This is a genomic window from Youxingia wuxianensis, assembly GCF_014385085.1.
Taxonomy (GTDB): Bacteria; Bacillota; Clostridia; order Oscillospirales; family Ruminococcaceae; genus Youxingia; species Youxingia wuxianensis.
Genome location: NZ_JACRTD010000002.1, coordinates 22,928 through 40,735 on the forward strand (window position 1 = coordinate 22,928; position 17,808 = coordinate 40,735).

The 17,808-nt window shown below is 46.4% G+C and carries 14 protein-coding genes and 2 riboswitches; of the genes, 10 read left to right on the forward strand and 4 right to left on the reverse strand.

The genetic code is table 11. The annotated features are described in order from the left end of the window. Nucleotides 1-39: 39 nt before the first annotated feature. From fusA to H8705_RS02450, 10 genes are all read left to right on the forward strand, one after another. Complete coding sequence (gene fusA / locus H8705_RS02405) at nt 40-2,124, forward strand: elongation factor G (protein ID WP_262394267.1); 2,085 nt, start codon at nt 40-42, stop codon at nt 2,122-2,124. Nucleotides 2,125-2,232: 108 nt separating this feature from the next. Beyond that, the gene (gene tuf, locus H8705_RS02410; RefSeq protein ID WP_262394268.1) at nt 2,233-3,432 is read left to right on the forward strand and encodes an elongation factor Tu; all 1,200 of its coding nucleotides are present in this window, start codon (nt 2,233-2,235) and stop codon (nt 3,430-3,432) included. Nucleotides 3,433-3,547: 115 nt separating this feature from the next. After that, nucleotides 3,548-3,668: riboswitch (FMN riboswitch) on the forward strand. 106 nt (nt 3,669-3,774) lie between these two features. Beyond that, nucleotides 3,775-4,341 carry an ECF transporter S component gene (locus H8705_RS02415; RefSeq protein ID WP_262394269.1) on the forward strand — a complete coding sequence of 189 codons (567 nt, stop codon included), beginning with the start codon at nt 3,775-3,777 and terminating at the stop codon, nt 4,339-4,341. Between the two features lie 62 nt (nt 4,342-4,403). Continuing rightward, nucleotides 4,404-4,505, forward strand: a riboswitch (SAM riboswitch). A gap of 82 nt (nt 4,506-4,587) precedes the next feature. Next, on the forward strand, nt 4,588-5,769 hold the full coding sequence (gene metK, locus H8705_RS02420; protein WP_262394270.1) for a methionine adenosyltransferase: 1,182 nt from the start codon (nt 4,588-4,590) through the stop codon (nt 5,767-5,769). 53 nt (nt 5,770-5,822) lie between these two features. Further along, nucleotides 5,823-6,146 (forward strand): hypothetical protein, encoded by a 324-nt coding sequence (locus tag H8705_RS02425; protein ID WP_262394271.1) that lies wholly within the window; start codon nt 5,823-5,825, stop codon nt 6,144-6,146. Nucleotides 6,147-6,214: 68 nt separating this feature from the next. Next, the gene (recD2, locus tag H8705_RS02430; protein WP_262394272.1) at nt 6,215-8,437 is read left to right on the forward strand and encodes an SF1B family DNA helicase RecD2; all 2,223 of its coding nucleotides are present in this window, start codon (nt 6,215-6,217) and stop codon (nt 8,435-8,437) included. Next, on the forward strand, nt 8,427-9,161 hold the full coding sequence (locus tag H8705_RS02435; RefSeq protein WP_262394273.1) for a ComF family protein: 735 nt from the start codon (nt 8,427-8,429) through the stop codon (nt 9,159-9,161). The genes recD2 and H8705_RS02435 overlap by 11 nt, the downstream gene beginning before the upstream one ends. Nucleotides 9,162-9,238: 77 nt before the next feature. Beyond that, nucleotides 9,239-10,255 (forward strand): rod shape-determining protein, encoded by a 1,017-nt coding sequence (gene mreB, locus H8705_RS02440; RefSeq protein WP_262394274.1) that lies wholly within the window; start codon nt 9,239-9,241, stop codon nt 10,253-10,255. 929 nt (nt 10,256-11,184) lie between these two features. Continuing rightward, nucleotides 11,185-12,822: a GH3 auxin-responsive promoter family protein gene (locus H8705_RS02445; protein ID WP_262394275.1), complete on the forward strand. Its 1,638-nt coding sequence runs from the start codon at nt 11,185-11,187 to the stop codon at nt 12,820-12,822. Further along, nucleotides 12,819-15,356: an HD domain-containing phosphohydrolase gene (locus tag H8705_RS02450; protein ID WP_262394276.1), complete on the forward strand. Its 2,538-nt coding sequence runs from the start codon at nt 12,819-12,821 to the stop codon at nt 15,354-15,356. The genes H8705_RS02445 and H8705_RS02450 overlap by 4 nt, the downstream gene beginning before the upstream one ends. Nucleotides 15,357-15,401: 45 nt before the next feature. Here the strand turns inward: H8705_RS02450 and H8705_RS02455 are convergent, their stop codons facing one another. The 4 genes from H8705_RS02455 to H8705_RS02470 all read right to left on the reverse strand — a co-directional run bounded on the left by H8705_RS02455 (nt 15,402) and on the right by H8705_RS02470 (nt 17,725). Further along, nucleotides 15,402-15,692 (reverse strand): spore coat protein, encoded by a 291-nt coding sequence (locus H8705_RS02455; protein ID WP_262394277.1) that lies wholly within the window; start codon nt 15,690-15,692, stop codon nt 15,402-15,404. An 11-nt stretch (nt 15,693-15,703) separates the two neighbouring features. Next, a complete protein-coding gene (locus H8705_RS02460; RefSeq protein WP_262394278.1) occupies nt 15,704-15,889 on the reverse strand; it encodes a spore coat protein in 186 nt (61 codons plus the stop codon). A 63-nt stretch (nt 15,890-15,952) separates the two neighbouring features. Continuing rightward, nucleotides 15,953-16,861: a mechanosensitive ion channel family protein gene (locus H8705_RS02465; protein ID WP_262394279.1), complete on the reverse strand. Its 909-nt coding sequence runs from the start codon at nt 16,859-16,861 to the stop codon at nt 15,953-15,955. A gap of 6 nt (nt 16,862-16,867) precedes the next feature. Beyond that, nucleotides 16,868-17,725 carry an AraC family transcriptional regulator gene (locus H8705_RS02470; RefSeq protein ID WP_262394280.1) on the reverse strand — a complete coding sequence of 286 codons (858 nt, stop codon included), beginning with the start codon at nt 17,723-17,725 and terminating at the stop codon, nt 16,868-16,870. Nucleotides 17,726-17,808 lie beyond the last annotated feature (83 nt).

Here is a 17,808-nt window from a genome sequence, read left to right on the forward strand (position 1 = left end):
CTGATCCGGCGTCGGAAAAGCGATTAAAGGGAGGACACTATGCCAAGAGACGTCTCTTTGGAATTAACCCGTAATATAGGCATAATGGCCCACATTGATGCCGGCAAAACCACAACTACGGAGCGTATCCTGTACTATACAGGCATCAACCATAAAATTGGTGAAACTCATGAAGGTACGGCTACAATGGACTGGATGGCGCAGGAGCAGGAAAGAGGTATTACCATTACCTCTGCCGCTACTACCGCTTACTGGAAGGGCCATCGTATCAATATTATCGACACCCCAGGTCACGTTGACTTTACTGTAGAAGTTGAGCGTTCCTTAAAAGTGCTCGACGGTTCGGTAACTGTTTTCTGTGCCAAGGGCGGTGTTGAGCCACAGTCTGAAACTGTTTGGCGTCAGGCAAACAAATACCATGTTCCTCGGATGGCTTATGTCAATAAGATGGATATTATGGGCGCGGATTTCTACCATGTTATCGATATGATGCATGGCAGACTGAAATGTAACGCCGTTCCTATCCAGCTTCCTATCGGTGCGGAGACCTTCTTTAAAGGGGTTATCGATCTGGTAGAGATGAAAGCGTACGTCTACTACGACGATATCGGTAAAGATGTCCGAGTAGAGGATATTCCGGAAGACATGGTAGACAAAGCCAACGAATATCACGAAAAACTGCTAGAAGCAGTTTCTGAGCAGGACGAGGAGATCATGACCAAGTACCTGGAAGGCGAAGAGATCACCATTGAGGAGATCAAACGCTGCATCCGTAAGGCGACATTGGCCAATGAGATGGTTCCCGTTACCTGCGGCACATCCTATAAAAATAAAGGCGTACAGAAACTTTTGGACGCAATCGTCGATTATATGCCGGCACCTACGGATGTAGCGGATATCAAGGGTATAAATCCGGACACCGGTGAGGAAGAGCACAGAGCCTCTGCGGACAATGCTCCGTTTGCAGCTCTGGCGTTCAAAATTGCTACTGACCCATATGTAGGTAAACTGTGCTTCTTTAGAGTATACTCTGGCACTGTTAACGCAGGTTCCACAGTATACAACTCCAATAAGCAGAGCTCTGAACGTATGGGACGTATCCTGCAGATGCATGCAAATCATCGTAAGGATTTGGAAACCTGTTACGCGGGAGACATCGCTGCTGCGGTAGGCCTGAAAAATACGACTACCGGCGATACTTTGTGCGATCCCAAACATGAGATCGTTCTTGACGCCATGGAGTTCCCGGAACCCGTTATCGACCTGGCAATTGAACCAAAAACCAAGGCTGGTCAGGAGAAAATGGCGATCGGGCTGTCCAAGCTGGCAGAAGAAGATCCTACTTTCAAAACCTACACCGATCAGGAAACCGGACAAACCATTATTGCCGGTATGGGCGAATTGCATCTGGAGATTATCGTTGACCGTTTGTTCCGTGAGTTTAAGGTAGAAGCAAACGTTGGTAAACCTCAGGTTGCGTACAAGGAAACCATTCGTAAGCTGGCCGACGTGGATCACAAATATGCCCGTCAGTCAGGCGGTAAAGGCCAGTACGGTCACGTTAAGATCAAAATTGAACCTAACGAGAGCGGCAAGGGATACGAATTTATTAACGCTATCGTGGGCGGCGCTATTCCCAAGGAATATATCGGCCCTGTCGACCAGGGTATCCAGGGTGCAATGCAGGCTGGTGTTCTGGCTGGCTATCCGGTAGTTGATGTAAAAGTTACTTTGTACGACGGCTCTTATCATGAGGTTGACTCCTCTGAAATGGCGTTTAAGATCGCTGCTTCCATGGCTTTTAAAGAAGCGATGAGAAAAGCGGATCCTGTCATCCTGGAACCGATCATGAAGGTGGTAGTAAATACACCGGAAGATTATATGGGAGATGTCATCGGCGATTTGAACAGCCGCCGCGGACAGATTCAAGGAATGGAAGCCGTATTCGGCGCCCAGGAGATCAGAGCGTTTGTTCCTCTGTCGGAAATGTTCGGTTACTCCAACGACCTGCGTTCGAAAACCCAGGGCCGTGGCCAGTATACAATGGAACCCAGCCATTATATTGAGGTTCCCAAGTCTATTTCTGAAGGAATTATCAGCAACAGAGGTAAAAAAGCAGAATAGTTTGTGCATTATCTCTTGCAATTTCGATTACAACTTGTTAGAATACAAATTGTAACAGAACTTATCCTTATAATTTATTAATTTCTTAAATAAAGGGAGGAAAATTCGATGGCAAAAGCAAAATTTGAAAGAAATAAGCCCCATGTTAACATCGGTACTATCGGACACGTTGACCATGGTAAAACCACTCTTACCGCTGCGATCACCAAAACCCTCGGCATGAAAGGCCAGGCACAGTATACCGCTTACGATATGATCGATAAAGCTCCGGAAGAAAGAGAACGTGGTATTACTATCAATACCGCTCACGTTGAGTATGAAACTGACAAGCGTCATTACGCCCATGTTGACTGCCCGGGACATGCTGACTATGTTAAAAACATGATCACTGGTGCTGCTCAGATGGACGGTGCTATTCTGGTTGTTTCTGCGGCTGACGGCCCGATGCCTCAGACCCGTGAACACATCCTGCTCTCCCGTCAGGTAGGCGTACCTTATATCGTAGTATTCATGAACAAAGCAGACCAGGTGGATGATCCGGAACTGTTGGAACTGGTTGAAATGGAAATTCGTGAGCTGCTCTCCAGCTACGACTTCCCTGGCGATGATATTCCGATTATTAAAGGTTCTGCTCTTCAGGCGCTGGAAGCTCCAGACGATTTGAGCAATCCTGCTTATGCTCCTATCATTGAACTGATGGATGCGGTTGATGAATATATCCCGACTCCGGAAAGAAAAGCGGATCTGCCGTTCCTGATGCCTGTAGAAGATGTATTCACCATCACCGGTCGTGGTACCGTTGCTACCGGCCGTGTTGAACGTGGACAGCTGAACACTGGCGATGAAGTTGAAATCGTTGGTTTGTCTGACGAGAAGAAGAAAACCGTTGTTACCGGTATCGAAATGTTCAGAAAAATTCTTGACTACGCTGAAGCGGGCGATAATATTGGTGCTCTGCTCCGTGGTATCCAGAGAACAGAAATCGAACGTGGCCAGGTTCTTTGTAAACCAGGCTCCATTCATCCGCACACCAAATTCCGTGGTCAGGTATATATCCTGAAAAAAGAAGAAGGCGGCCGTCATACTCCGTTCTTCAACAACTACAGACCTCAGTTCTATTTCAGAACCACCGACGTTACTGGTGTTGTTTCCCTGCCGGAAGGTATTGAAATGTGTATGCCTGGTGATAACGTTGAAATGGACGTTGAACTGATCACCCCGATTGCGATCGAAGAAGGTCTTCGTTTCGCTATCCGTGAAGGTGGACGTACTGTAGGTTCCGGCGTTGTTATCAAAATTAACGAATAATTTTTAATATTATTCATAAAAGACAGAGAACTTTTTGTTCTCTGTCTTTTTGTTTTCAAGAATAGTTGACTTCTCATGGGAACGAGCATATAATAACGGTAATAAAATTTAACAACGTCTGTTTCAGGGCGAGGTGCAAGTCCTCACTGGCGGTAAAGTCCGCGAATCGGCTAAGGCCGATTGACTGGGTGAAATTCCCAGACCAACGGTTACAGTCCGGATGGAAGAAACATGCGAGGTTGTTTGCACGGGTTTCCCGACAGCAGCGGTAGCGCCCCTGAACATAAAAGTTCAGGGGTTTTATGTTTTCCCCAGGCAGACCTCAGTACAGGAGGTAATTTTATGAAAGCTTCTCAGGCAACAAGAAAACTCACAACCATGGCTCTGCTGGCCGCCTTATCCATTGTTCTGGTGGCGCTCATCCATTTCCCGCTGTTTCCTTCAGCGGCGTTTTTGGAGTACGATCCGGCGGATATCCCGATCTTTATCTGTACCTTTTTGTTTGGTCCCATGTCCGGACTGGGGCTTACTTTGGTAGTGAGTATTATTCAGGGAACGACTGTCAGCGCATTAAGCGGCCCTATCGGGATTGTGATGCATTTCCTGGCGACCGGCAGCTTTTCTTTGCTTGCCGGGAATATCTATAAGCGCAATCATACTCGTCAGGGAGCATTGATAGCGCTGGTATGCGGCGTTTTAGTGATGACTACGGTAATGGTTGGATGCAATCTGGTGTTCACCCCTATCTTTATGGGAACCCCTGTTGATGTGGTAATTGATATGCTGGTACCGGTCATTATTCCTTTTAATCTGCTCAAAGCAACGATCAATGCGGTAATAACCTATTTTGTATATAAACCCCTGGGCAGATTGGTTCACTTGGAGGAAAAAGGCGGCTTTGCCGCCTAAGGTCTTGACAAGCGGTGTCGTATTTTGTACAATATTAGATGTTAACTGAATATAGAGTTACCCCCTTATGAAGAGCGGCGGAGGGACAGGCCCTGTGAAGCCCGGCAACCTGCATTTATGGATGTAAGGTGCCAAATCCTGCGGTATGAACCGAGAGATGAGGAACGCATAAGCGAGTTGGGCGTTCGTCCAGCTCGCTTTTTAATTGCTTTAGAGAAGTGTTGTAATAGAAAGGAAGAGATCGGAGTGAAAAAATATTTATTCACATCAGAATCAGTGACAGAAGGACATCCGGATAAGATTTGCGACCAGATTTCCGACGCGGTATTGGATGCGATCCTTGCGCAGGACCCTCAGGGCAGAGTGGCCTGTGAAACCGCCGTTACCACCGGCATGGTAATGCTTATGGGGGAGATTACCACCTCTTGTTATGTGGACATCCCTTCCATTGCTCGCAAGGTAATTCAAGAGATCGGCTACGACCGGGCAAAATATGGTTTTGACGCGTCCACCTGCTCGGTGCTGACCAGTATTGACGAGCAGTCCAGCGACATTGCCTTAGGAGTAAACGACGCGCTGGAAAAAAAGAAAGCCAGCGAGGACGAAGCGGACACCACCGGCGCCGGGGACCAGGGGATGATGTTTGGGTATGCCTGCGATGACACGCCGGAATTGATGCCTATGCCTATCTCGTTGGCCCATAAGCTGTCTAAGCGTTTGGCGCAGGTAAGAAAGGACGGGACGTTATCTTATCTTCGCCCAGATGGAAAAACCCAGGTGACAGTAGAATATGAAAACGATGTTCCCGCGCGCATAGAGGCCGTGGTTATTTCCAACCAACACTCTCCGGAAGTTCCGTTGGAACAAATAAGACGGGATATCATAGAAAATGTGATCCGGCCGGTCATCCCCGCTAAGCTTATGGACGAGGAGACCAAGATCTTTGTAAACCCCACCGGACGTTTTGTCATTGGCGGACCTCAGGGGGACAGCGGCCTTACCGGGCGCAAGATTATTGTAGATACCTATGGCGGCTTTGGCCGTCACGGAGGCGGAGCTTTCTCCGGAAAGGACCCCACTAAAGTGGACCGCAGCGCCGCGTACGCCGCCAGATATGTAGCGAAAAATATTGTGGCCGCTGGGCTGGCCAAGCGCTGCGAGGTACAGGTTGCTTATGCAATTGGAGTGGCCCGGCCGGTTTCTATCAATGTGGATACCTTTGGCACCGGAAAAGTGGGAGATGAAAAATTGGCTCAGGCGGTGGGAAATGTATTTGATCTGCGTCCGGCGGCGATTATCCGGGAGCTAGATTTGAGAAAACCGATCTACCGCCAGCTTGCCGCATATGGACATATGGGCAGGGAAGAGTTGGGAGTAAAATGGGAAAAAACAGATAAAATCCAGCAATTGCTTGCACAAATCGGCTAATATATAAACATTTTATCACCTCAGCGCATAGGATGCATTGAGGTGATAAATTTATGAATACGATTATTTGGATACTTTTAGCGATCCTTTCCTGCGTGGGGTTCGTACAGACAGTTTCCTGGATTTTCGTCCACTATGGCCGCCGAAAAACGAAGGTATACCGGGTATTCCCAGTGGGCGGCCCTCAGGCGGAGAGACAATTTTCCTTTATCCATACCTGTTACCAGTGGGAAAGCAATCCGGCTGGAAATATCTATGTTATTTACGACTGCGGGCTGGAAGAGGATCACCAGCGTCAGGCAGTGGATCTGGCGCGGGATATGAACGCGAAGTTTGTGGGAAGCCCTCAGCAGCTACAGCAGTTGATAGACGGGTAAATATTTACATCAATCCGGTTATAGGGTATAATTATAAAATAACAGCATTTTTGGACGTGAAAATTTTTATGGAGCCAAATCAGTTATATAAAATACAGGGCAGTGTGGAAACCGTTGTGTACCATAATGGAGACAGCGGTTTTACTGTCTTGGAATTAAATACTGGGGAAGAGCTGGTGACGGTGGTTGGAGAATTTTCTGATATCGGTCCGGGAGAACAATTGGAGGTTACCGGAAGCTATACCACCCATGCAAAATACGGTTTTCAGATGAAAGCGCAGACGTATGAGCGTTCTTTGCCGGCAACCGCGGCAGCAATCGGGACTTATCTTGCTTCCGGAGTAATCAAAGGGATCGGTCCGGCTATTGCTAAACGCCTGGTGGATAAGTTTGGGGATGAAACCCTTGCCGTAATTGAGCAAAATCCATCGTCTCTTGCCAAAATTCCCGGGATTTCAGCGAAAAAAGCGGAAGAGATCTCTATTGAATATAGAAAGCTATTTGGTATTCGCTCGGTTATGACCTACCTTACCCAGTATGGGGTGCCTGCGCCCTTCGCCATCAAGGCATGGAAAAAGTTTGGTCCCATGGCCCAGGAGATGATTGTCTCCAACCCTTATTGTTTGTGCGACGAGGAAGTTGGAGTAGAATTTGAAATGGCGGATACCATTGCCCAGAGGAATGGATTTGCCCCGGACGGCTATGAGCGGATATCCGCTTCTATTACGCATGTGCTTCGCCACAATCTTGGCAATGGACATACCTGTCTGCCTCAGGACAAGCTGTGTGAAACCTGCTGCCGGCTGGTGGAAACGGACAGCTATCATGTGGACGACGTACTGGAAGAGATGATCTTCCGGGAAGAAGTGGTCCGATTTGAAGGGGAGGAAAAAAGATTTATCTACCTTCCCAGATATTTTGAATCTGAATGTTATATCGCTTCCAAGCTGGGTCTGATGCGTCAAAGCTATATGGGCGGGCTGACCCCGGAGATTGACAGCTTTATTGACAGCCTTGAAAAGAGGCAGGCGATTACGTATGCCTGCCTTCAGCGCAAAGCGATTACAGCCGCGGTAACCCAGCCGATGATGATTTTGACCGGCGGCCCGGGTACAGGGAAAACTACTGCGATCAGCGCAATTATTCATCTGCTGGGGCAGATGGGAGAAAAAGTGGCTTTGGCGGCGCCTACGGGACGGGCGGCGAAGCGGATGAGCGAACTTACCGGAGTAGAAGCGAAAACAGTCCACCGCCTGTTGGAAGTGGATTTTGCCGATGGTTCCGGGCTGCATAAGTTCAAGCGAAACGAGCGCAATCCGCTGCCTTACGACGCGGTGATTATCGATGAGACTTCTATGATGGACTGTCTGCTGTTCGAATCTCTTTTGCGGGCGCTTAAACTATCTTGCCGTCTGATTTTGGTAGGGGATCCGGATCAGCTTCCGTCGGTGAGCGCAGGAAATGTGCTCAGCGATTTGATCGACAGCGGGGTAGTTACGACGGTGCATCTGACGGAGATTTTTCGCCAGGCGGCCAAAAGCCTTATTGTCACCAATGCCCACGCTATCGTTTCCGGAGAGTATCCGTCTCTTCATGTGAAGGATAATGATTTCTTTTTCCTTGGGGATAACAATACCGACCGTATTGCCCGTACTACGGCCGATCTGTGCGCGCGCCGCCTGCCGGCGCGTTATGGATATTCGCCCATGTGGGATATCCAGGCGATTGCGCCTACCAGAGTAGGCGCGGTGGGGACGACCGAACTCAACCGCGTGCTTCAGGCGACCTTGAATCCTCCGGATCCAAAAAAGAAAGAGTTTACGTTTGGTTCCCTGATCTTCCGGGAAGGGGATAAGGTAATGCAGATTAAAAACAACTATGATTTGGTCTGGCGCAAGGATGACGGAGAGGAAGGCATGGGGATTTTTAACGGGGATATCGGCATGATTGAATTGATCGATCGGCCCTCCTCGTCTATTTTAATCCGCTACGACGAGGACAGGGTAGCGGAGTATTCCTTTGATATGGCGGATGAACTGGAGCTGGCTTATGCCATTACCGTGCACAAAAGCCAGGGAAATGAATATGAAGCGGTAATTTTGCCTTTGATGGAGGGACGAAGCCGAATGTATTACCGCAACCTGTTATACACAGCGGTGACCCGGGCAAAGAAACTGCTGATTATTATCGGGACTGAGGGTACGGTACGCAAAATGGTGGACAGCCATAAAAAAACACGCAGGTACTCCAACTTAATTGCTCTTTTGCACGAGGTATGTAATGAACAATAAGCTGCTGAATACTATTTTATTGATGCTTTTCCCGCATAAATGTTTTTATTGCGGGAAGGTGCTTGCAGATGAAGGATATGTATGCGAACAATGTGTATCCATAATTCCCTATACTGGGGAAGAACTTTGCCCAATTTGCGGAAAACAAGAGGAAGATTGTCTGTGCCAGCAGGCGCCGACTGCTTATGATGGATGTACCTCCGCTTTGTTTTATACGAGAGAGGCAGCGTATGGTATTCACCGGTATAAATATGAGGGCAAAAGTTATTATGCGGATTATTTGGCAAAACTAATGGCGGAGAAATTTTCTTTACGGTATGGGGATACTCCTATTGACCTGATCACTTACGTCCCTATGCACAAAACAAAACGAAAGCAGAGAGGATTTTGCCAAACCAAGCTTCTGGCGGATCGGCTGGCACAGAAACTAGAAATTTTGTTGGATGATTCTATTTTGGTGAATACAGGGCGCGGAAACGTTCAGATGGAACAGCACAGTCTGAAAGCCCGCCAGGAGAATGTGAAAATATCTTTTAAACTGGCAAAGGGCGCTTCCGTTTCAGAAAAGACAGTTTTATTAGTGGATGATGTGCTAACTACCGGCAGTACGCTGAACCGATGTGCGGCTCTGCTCAAGAAAGCGGGCGCCCGGGAAGTGTATTGTATCACTGCGGCGGTTACCAGAAAAAAAGAAAAGAAAGCCGCTGGAAGCGGGGAATGTTGAAAAGTTTTTCATGCTGCTGTATAATTCAGATACATGTAATTTTTTGTCGGCGGCGCAAAAGGACAGGAGGAAAAAGAATGGCATCAGTTGACATCGGAATTGATTTAGGGACGGCCAGCATATTAGTGTATATAGGAGATCAGGGGATTGTTTTACGAGAGCCGTCTGTAGTCGCCGTAAATAATCGGACAGATGAAATTTTGACAGTGGGAGACGAAGCTTATCAGATGATAGGCAAGACTCCCGCGGATATCAGCGCTATTCGGCCTTTGAAGGACGGAGTGATATCCGATTATAAAATGACGGAAGTGATGATCAAATACTTTCTCCGCAAATCCTGTAAAACCAATATTATGAAGCCGAGAGTAGCTCTTTGTGTTCCATCCTTGATTACCGGTGTGGAAGCACAGGCGGCGGTGGACGCAGCGGTGGTAGCGGGAGCTAGAAACGTTTATTTAATTGAAGAGCCGGTAGCCGCGGCCATTGGCGCGGGAATTGATATCTCCGCGCCCAACGGGAATATGATTTTGGACATTGGCGGAGGCACCAGTGATATCGCAGTATTGTCCTTAAATGGAATTGTATGCAAAAATTCAGTAAAAGTGGCGGGAGATAAATTTGACCAGGCAATTATCCGTTATGTCCGGGGAACGTACAATATTCTCATTGGAGAACGAATGGCGGAAAGGATGAAGATTGCTATTGGAAGCATAGATAACCAGGCAGAGGATGCTTCCTTTGAGGTAAAAGGGCGGAATTTGGCCACGGGGCTTCCGGTAAAGAGGATGATTACCAGACGGGAACTGTATGCTCCTCTTCTGGACAATGTGTTGGAGATTTACAACGCAATACATTCTGTGATGGAAAAGACGCCCCCGGAGTTGGTGGGGGATATCCAGACCAATGGGCTGGTGATGACCGGCGGAGGAGCCTTGCTTCATGGATTGGATACCTATTTAAGCAAACGGCTCAAATGTCCGGTAAGGATAGCAGATAACCCGGTAGAGTGTGTGGCTATTGGCACAGGGCGGTCGTTTGAGTTTATTGACCGGCTATATGACGGTTTTATTGCGTCCTCCACCCATAAACATTGAGAAAAGCAGGCGCATCTTGCAGGCAAGATGCGCCTGCTTTTTCTTCAGTAACACGAAGTGAGGGAAAAGATGATGATAATGGAAATTTGTGACTAATTATAATTATCCAAGTGATTTTTGTGCAACCTCCATATATAGTTTAAAGAAAAGATAGGAACACAATTCATTCGGTAAAGTTTATGAATTTCATTTAAAACATTCATGCTTTTGTATAAAAATAACAAGAAAAAAGAATATTTATTGAAAGAGTCGGCAAAATTTGCTATAATAAATGGAATGATTTGCAGCATATTATCTATAAAGGAGAAAAAAAGTCGATTTGTGGTGGTTAGTTTTAGGTAGTTTGAGCTTTTTAATTTTCCTTGTGTATGACTTTAATCAAATTCTCCTTCACAAAAAATATTTTGCGCCGTTTTTTGCTTTAGGCTGCGTGCTGTTAGGCGTGAGTACGGTTGCGTTGGCTTTTGAGGGGAAAAAAGAGCTTACCCAGACGACCGTGATTTTCTGGGGAGTAGCGTTTCTATTCTTATTCCTTTTAGTTTACACCTTATTTTTTGCTCTGCCCTTTCAAGAGACTTATGTTCAAGGAGGAGCACATCAGGCATATACCCAGGGGGTATATGCTTTATGCCGGCACCCAGGGGTGCTATGGCTCAGTGGATTTTATTTGTTTTATTGGCTGGCGGCGGGAGGAAAATGGCTCTTTTACTCTTGGCTGGCTTTCACCGCCTTGGATGTGGCGTATGTATGTATTCAAGACAAGGTGATTTTTCCAAAACTGTTTGAAAATTATGAGAAATACCGGCGGACAACTCCTTTTTTGGTGCCGAGCGGTGCCAGTTTGCAAAAGTGCCTGAGACATTATAGAGATAGACATAATACAAAAATGTAGAAAAGTCTAGTGGTTTTCAGGGGGGAGAGCGGCGTATATGAATTATGGGCAAAGGTTAAAAAAGCAGCAGCATTCCCAGCTATGGCAGGAATATTGCGGCTTTTTGGATCTTGATATAGACGAATATATGAAAATACAAAACCGTCTAATGCAAGAGCAGGTGCGGGTTTGGATTTCCTGCGGCTTGGGCCGAAAGCTGTTAGGGGGCAAGCAGCCTGAAACAGTAGAGCAATTTCGTAAATTGATGCCACTTACTACTTATGATGATTATGCAGATATTTTGCTCCAGAAGCGCGGCGATCAGCTGCCTTGCGAGCCGGTAATCTGGCTGCAGACCACCTGGGAGGGAGGAAAACATCCGATCAAAACGGCTCCCTATACTCGCGGGATGTTGGATGTTTTTAAAACGAATCTGATGGCGGTTTCCACCCTGTCCGCAAGCAACGGACGGGGAAAGATCAGCCTACGTTCGGGGGATAAGGTGCTGTTTGGGCTGGCGCCGCTTCCTTATGTAACCGGGCTTTTCCCTTTGTTGTTTGAAGAGGAGATTGATTTTAAGTTTTTGCCCCCGGTGAAAGAAGCGCATAAGATGTCCTTCAGCCAGCGAAGCAAAAAAGGATTTTCCATGGGGATGGCTCAGGGAATCGATGTGTTTTTTGGACTTTCTAGTGTAATCAGCTATATTACGGAAAATTTTGCTTCCATGTTTGGAGGCTCCGGCTCGAACGGTATCAAAAAATTGCTTCAATGTTCTCCGGTGATGGCATTCCGTTTCCTGCGGGCTATCTATGAATGCCGCAGAGATGAAAGATCTATACAACCTAAGGATTTATTCCATTTAAAATCTTTGGTGTGCGCGGGGACGGATACCGCCTCCTATAAGCCAGGATTGGAGCGGGCTTGGGGAATTAAAGCGCTGGAAATCTGCGCAGGGACAGAGCCTACTTTAATTGCAACGGAAACTTGGAACCATAACGGCATGGTGTTTTTTCCGGATGCGTGTTTTTATGAATTTATTCCGGAGGAAGAGATGAACCGGAATTTAGAAGACCCCTCCTATGTTCCGAGAACCTTGTTAATGAATGAAGTTATTCCACATCACAACTATGAGCTGGTGATTACCGTTTTAAAGGGTGGTGCGTTCGCCAGGTATCGTGTGGGGGATGTATTTCGCTGTATTGGAATTGGGGACAATGGAAAAAGCACCAGACTGCCGCTGTTTACTTTTGTGGACAGAACTCCGGATGTGATTGATATTGCCGGTTTTACCCGTATTACGGAGCGTTCTATTGCAGAAGTGGTAGAGATTTCCGGGCTGAAAATCGCTCATTGGCTGGGAAAGAAAGAATATGATGAAAAAGATCGTCCTTATCTGCACTTGTATGTAGAACTGGAGGAAGCCAGCCTGGAAAAAACTGCGACAAGCGTGCGGGTGCTCAAAGAGCATTTAGAAGTTTATTTTACATACTTTGACAGCGACTATGAAGATTTGAAAAAAATGCTGGGGATTGACCCGCTAAAGATCACTATTTTAAAGTGCGGTACGGTAAAAGGATTTAAAGAAATGACCGGGAAATCCCTGCGCAGAATTAATCCTCCCCAGTTAGAATTATTGGAATTGCTGAAGTTCGATGCGCAGCAGCCCAGGGGAAAGTGGGGTGACGGCCAGATATGACAGTAATCCCATATATCAGCGTACCGATTGCGGCAGTATGTTGTTATTCCTTTTTAACTATTGCTCTTTTGGGAGCCAAAAAAAATCGGACAATCCATGCTTTTATAGGGCTGTTGTTGTGTTTTATTCTTTGGACCGGCGGATCGATGCTGATGCGGCTGCAGGTATATCCTGGCTATAAATTCTGGTATGAGATATCGATTTTAGCTTTGTTCGCCGCACCGTTTTTTGTTTACAGCTTCTTGTGCAGCTTTGTTGGAATCAAGGGAACCTTTCTGCGCAACGTTTGGTTTTTATGTACGATTATTATGTTGGTGCTTACCTACTTGGACGTATTTTTGGAAAAGCCGGTTCTCAGCAAGTTGGAAAACGGTCGTACGATCTTTATTTACCATATGCAATGGCAGATTTTCATTCCCACCTTATTGATTATCTGTATTTTGGGTTCGGCAGTATTTTCTGTTATCTCAAGTATACAGAAAGATGATGCCGTGGTTTCTTCGCTGATGCCGATCTTCATTGGGCTGCCTTTTCTAGTGGTAGGAAATGTGGTTTCTATTGTCCCAAACAATATTATTCCATGGGATACGCTGTCCGGGATCATCAATGCTCTTTTGATGTTTTGGGCACTGTATAAGAAACGCCTGTTTAAATTGACGCTTTTAGTAAACCAAGGGGTTATACTGATTGCATCTATGGCGCTTTTAACCGTTTTGGGCGCCTACTTGGTTTCCCCGGGAGAAATGCTTTTAGTAAAATATTTTCCTTTCTTAGATGGTTATACCACCTTGGTAATTGCAGTTATTTTTTCTGGTATGACCATGGCTTGTTATCTGCTTCTCCGAAAGATTTTAAATAATTTGTTTTTGCGGGAAGAGCTTGATCGCTCCCAGCGGCTGAAGGATTATGGAAACAATGTGTCTAAGCTGCTGAATTTGGATGAAATCCTTACAAAATTGGTAAATGAAATTGTTGAAGTTATAGGAGTTCCTAAAGCCTATGTCTGTCTGCTGGATGAGGCGGGGGCAAGTTATAAAACCGTCTGCACAGCGACTCCGCTGGATTCAAAGTTTTTTACCATCGCAGTGGATAACCCATGTATTACTTGGTTTAAAGACAAAGATGAAACCATGGTGTTAAAAGAATTTCAGCGCACTACGGTTTATAAATCAATGTGGGATGCGGAAAAACAGCTGTTAAGGGAACTGCAGATCGGGTGTATTACCCCGCTGAAATGTGACAATGAGCTAGTGGGGATTGTACTGCTTTCAGAGAAGCCCAGATCGGTTTCTTTTAGTTACGATGATTTAACGTTTTTGGATTCCTTGCAGGCCATTGCTTCTATTGCCATCAAAAATGCAAAGCTCTATCAGCAGGCGTATAAGGAGGCGAGGACCGACCATCTTACAGGGCTTCTAAACCGCAAATCCTTTATGGAGGTTCTTGATCGGGAAGCAAAGAGATGTATGGATTCCTCCTTGGCGCTGGCCATTTTAAATTTAGACGACTTTAAACTGTATAACCAGCTCTATGGGAACCATGAAGGGGATGTGGCTCTGTGCAATGTGGCAAGGATTATTTCGGGGTACGTAGGACTTAATGGGACTACCGCTCGATACAGCGGAAAAGAATTTGCGGTCCTCATGCCCGGTTACAATGTTAGGCAGACGGTAGAGCTGGTGAGCAATATTAAAAAGCAGATTGCTGAGATCAATGTTACTACCGACGGCGTAGCGTTAAAGCCGCTCACTCTTAGTGCGGGTATCTGCGTAATGCCTTATGCTGCGCAAAATGCGAAGCAGCTACTGGGAAATGCAGATATGGCGGTTTATAATGCCAAGCGCAGCGGCAAAAATAAAATCCTTACCTATTCGGTGGATAGCGCCAAAGGGGGAATGGTTACTACCGCGGAAACCAATCTTCCCGCTGGCAATTATGAGGAGTACGCTTCTACGATTTACGCCTTGACGGCGGCCATCGACGCCAAAGACCATTACACCTTCAGTCACAGCCAGAATGTGGCTGAATATGCGACCATTCTGGCCACAGAAATGGGTTTGAACAGCGACCATGTACGAATTATTTATGAAGCGGCGCTTTTGCATGACATTGGGAAGATTGCGGTTCCAGAGAGTATTCTGACTAAGCCGAGCCGATTGACACAGGAAGAATTTGAGCTGATGAAAACTCATGTGGAACATTCGATTGCAATCATCCGCCATCTGCCCAGTTTGGATTATGTAATCCCAGCGGCCATCGCCCATCATGAACGGTGGGACGGCCACGGTTATCCCAGGGGGATTGCAGGCGAGGATATTCCTGTTGGCGGGCGCTGTCTGGCATTGGCGGATGCCTTTGACGCGATGACTTCGACCCGTTCCTATAAAGAGGCGTTTTCTGTGGAGTTTGCCTGCAAAGAGATTGAGCAGCAGGCAGGCAAGCAATTTGATCCCCGATTAGCGGATCTGTTTGTACAACTGGTCCAAAAAGGAAAAATTAAGGTAATACTTTCGGAACAAAAGAGGGCTAAGTAATAACAACCGCGAAAGCGTTTGCTTTCGCGGTTGTTTGTTTTTTTGTTACTGCCCGGCCTGAGGGGAATATTTCTGTTTTACGGCGTCCACTTTGTTTTGGGGGGCATTGTCCGTTTGATACCAGCCGCGTTTACTCATTTCACCAAAAATTTCGTGCTGAATCTGATGCTCTTCGTTGAGGATATTCATCAATTCGGTTTTCATTGCCGCGGAGGAACATTCATTTGCGCAGGTGTTATATGTTTCCGTAATGAACTTTTGACTGGTAAGAATATCGTTCATTATTTCCCGGTCGTCAAATGTTTGATTTGTAGGCTGTTTTTGATTGTTGGCCATAAAAGTACCTCCTAGTTAAGATAACTGATCAGGCGGTTAAAATGATTTTGATGTTTCGCCGCATTGTTTTCACACTGGGTTTTAATTTGGGGATCAGATGTGAGCTGGGCGTACATCGTATATTTTTTAATCAGGGTTTGTTCCGCTCCAAGCTGGTCTTCCAAGGCGGCCAGTTCTTTGGATGTGAGATTGGACATATAAAAAAACCTCCTTTATTGGTACATGGTTAGTATCCCAATAAAGGAAGGTTTTTATACAGTTTATTCCTGATTTTTTGTAATATGAACTTCCATTTGGTTATAGGGGATGGTGATGCCTTTTTGATCAAACTGACGTTTGACCTCCTCTAAAAGATCATAGTTTAAATTCCAGTAATCCGGAGTATTTACCCATACGCGGCAGCCAATGACAATAGCGCTGTCCCCATGCCGGATTACACGAACCACCGGCTCCGGATCTTTCAAGGCCAGGGGATGTTTGGATACAATGTTGGAGATCACCTCTTTTGCCTGGTCCATATCATCCTCATAGCCGATAGAAAATTCCAGGTCCAGCCGCCGGGTAGGCGCGCCGGTAAAGTTGACAATCTGCGCTTTGGCCACATCGCCGTTGGGGATGTGAATTTGCTTGTTGTCATAAGTTTTCAGGATGGTATAGTTTAAACGGATTTCCTTAATTGTGCCTTCATTTCCGCCGATACTTACATAATCTCCCAAAGAGAAAGGCTTGGTAAATAAAACGGAGATTCCCCCAGCCAGATTGCTAAGAGAGTCTTTTACCGCCAGGGACACCGCCAAGCCGAACACGCCCAGCAGGGTAATCAGGGAGGTAATTGGCACTCCTAAAAGTCCGACTACCGTAATTCCAAGAACAATGTAAAGAGCGACCCTCAGCATGGAAAGCATAAATTTATGCAGCGCCGGATCCAAACGGGAGCGGGTAAAGGTTTTGCGCATAAAGCTCATAAGCAGGCGGATTAAAATAATTCCAATGATAAGGGCAATAAACGCCACCAAAAGTTTTGGAGCGTAATCCACAATAAATTCCTTTAATGAAGTCCAAAGAGTTTTAGCGTCCATCGAAGAGACATCGTTTAAAATTTTAGATACTTCTTGGGCATCCACTGAGGGAGTACCCAGCTGAGAAGAAAGATCGCCGGTTAAATCCATTTATAATCAATCCTTTCGGGAAGGTGTGGCAGTTTCCTGTGTGCGGCCTTGTGCGGCATAGCGGGTAGGGGAAACGCCCATAATCTTTTTAAATACTCGAGAAAAATACAGTTGGTCGTCATACCCTGCAGAAGCGGCAATAGCACCGACTGGCAGAGAGGACTGCCGCAGCAGCTCGCAGGCTCTGGCAATGCGGAAACGGGTCAGATAATCATTGGGAGAAGTGCCCATATGCTTCATAAATACCCGGTACAAATGACTTCGGCTGATCCCCACATTAGAAGAGATATCGCCCACGTCAATAGGACCGGAATAATTGTGGGAGATAAAACTGATCGCGCTTTCCACATACTCCAAAGAAAGATCACTAACAGGGCAGGGGGCTTGTTCCATTAAAAGGGACAGAAAAAGATATAACAGCCCAATCGTTTTTACCTGGCTGCAGGGGGTGCTGCCGGAAGCTTTATAGATGCTCATAATAGCTGTTTCAATCGCTGTGGGAGGATCAAAATGAACCACGGGAGCTTTTTTAGAAAACGGCGTTTGCTTCATGAGCACTTTTGCTTCCGCTCCCTGAAACCCTACCCAGCAGTATTCCCATGGCTGTGACAAATCGGCGCTGTAGCTGACCACCATACCGGGATAGATAATAAACGTATCCCCAGCCTCCAGCTGATATTGCTGGCCGTCGGCATGGTAGCTGCCTTTGCCAGAGATCACATGGTGAATTAAATAATGGTCGCGTACCCCCGGTCCCCAGAGATAGCCAGGCTCGCACTGCTGTACTCCGCTATTGTAGATGGCGATGGGAAGGCTTTCCCGGGTTTTAGTTTTATAAGAATGCTTAAAAATACCGGACGTCATAGCTTTTCACCACCTTGTTCTATGATTATACATGAACTTCGATTATTATGCAACATTAGTCCATAAATATGATACTATTTGCC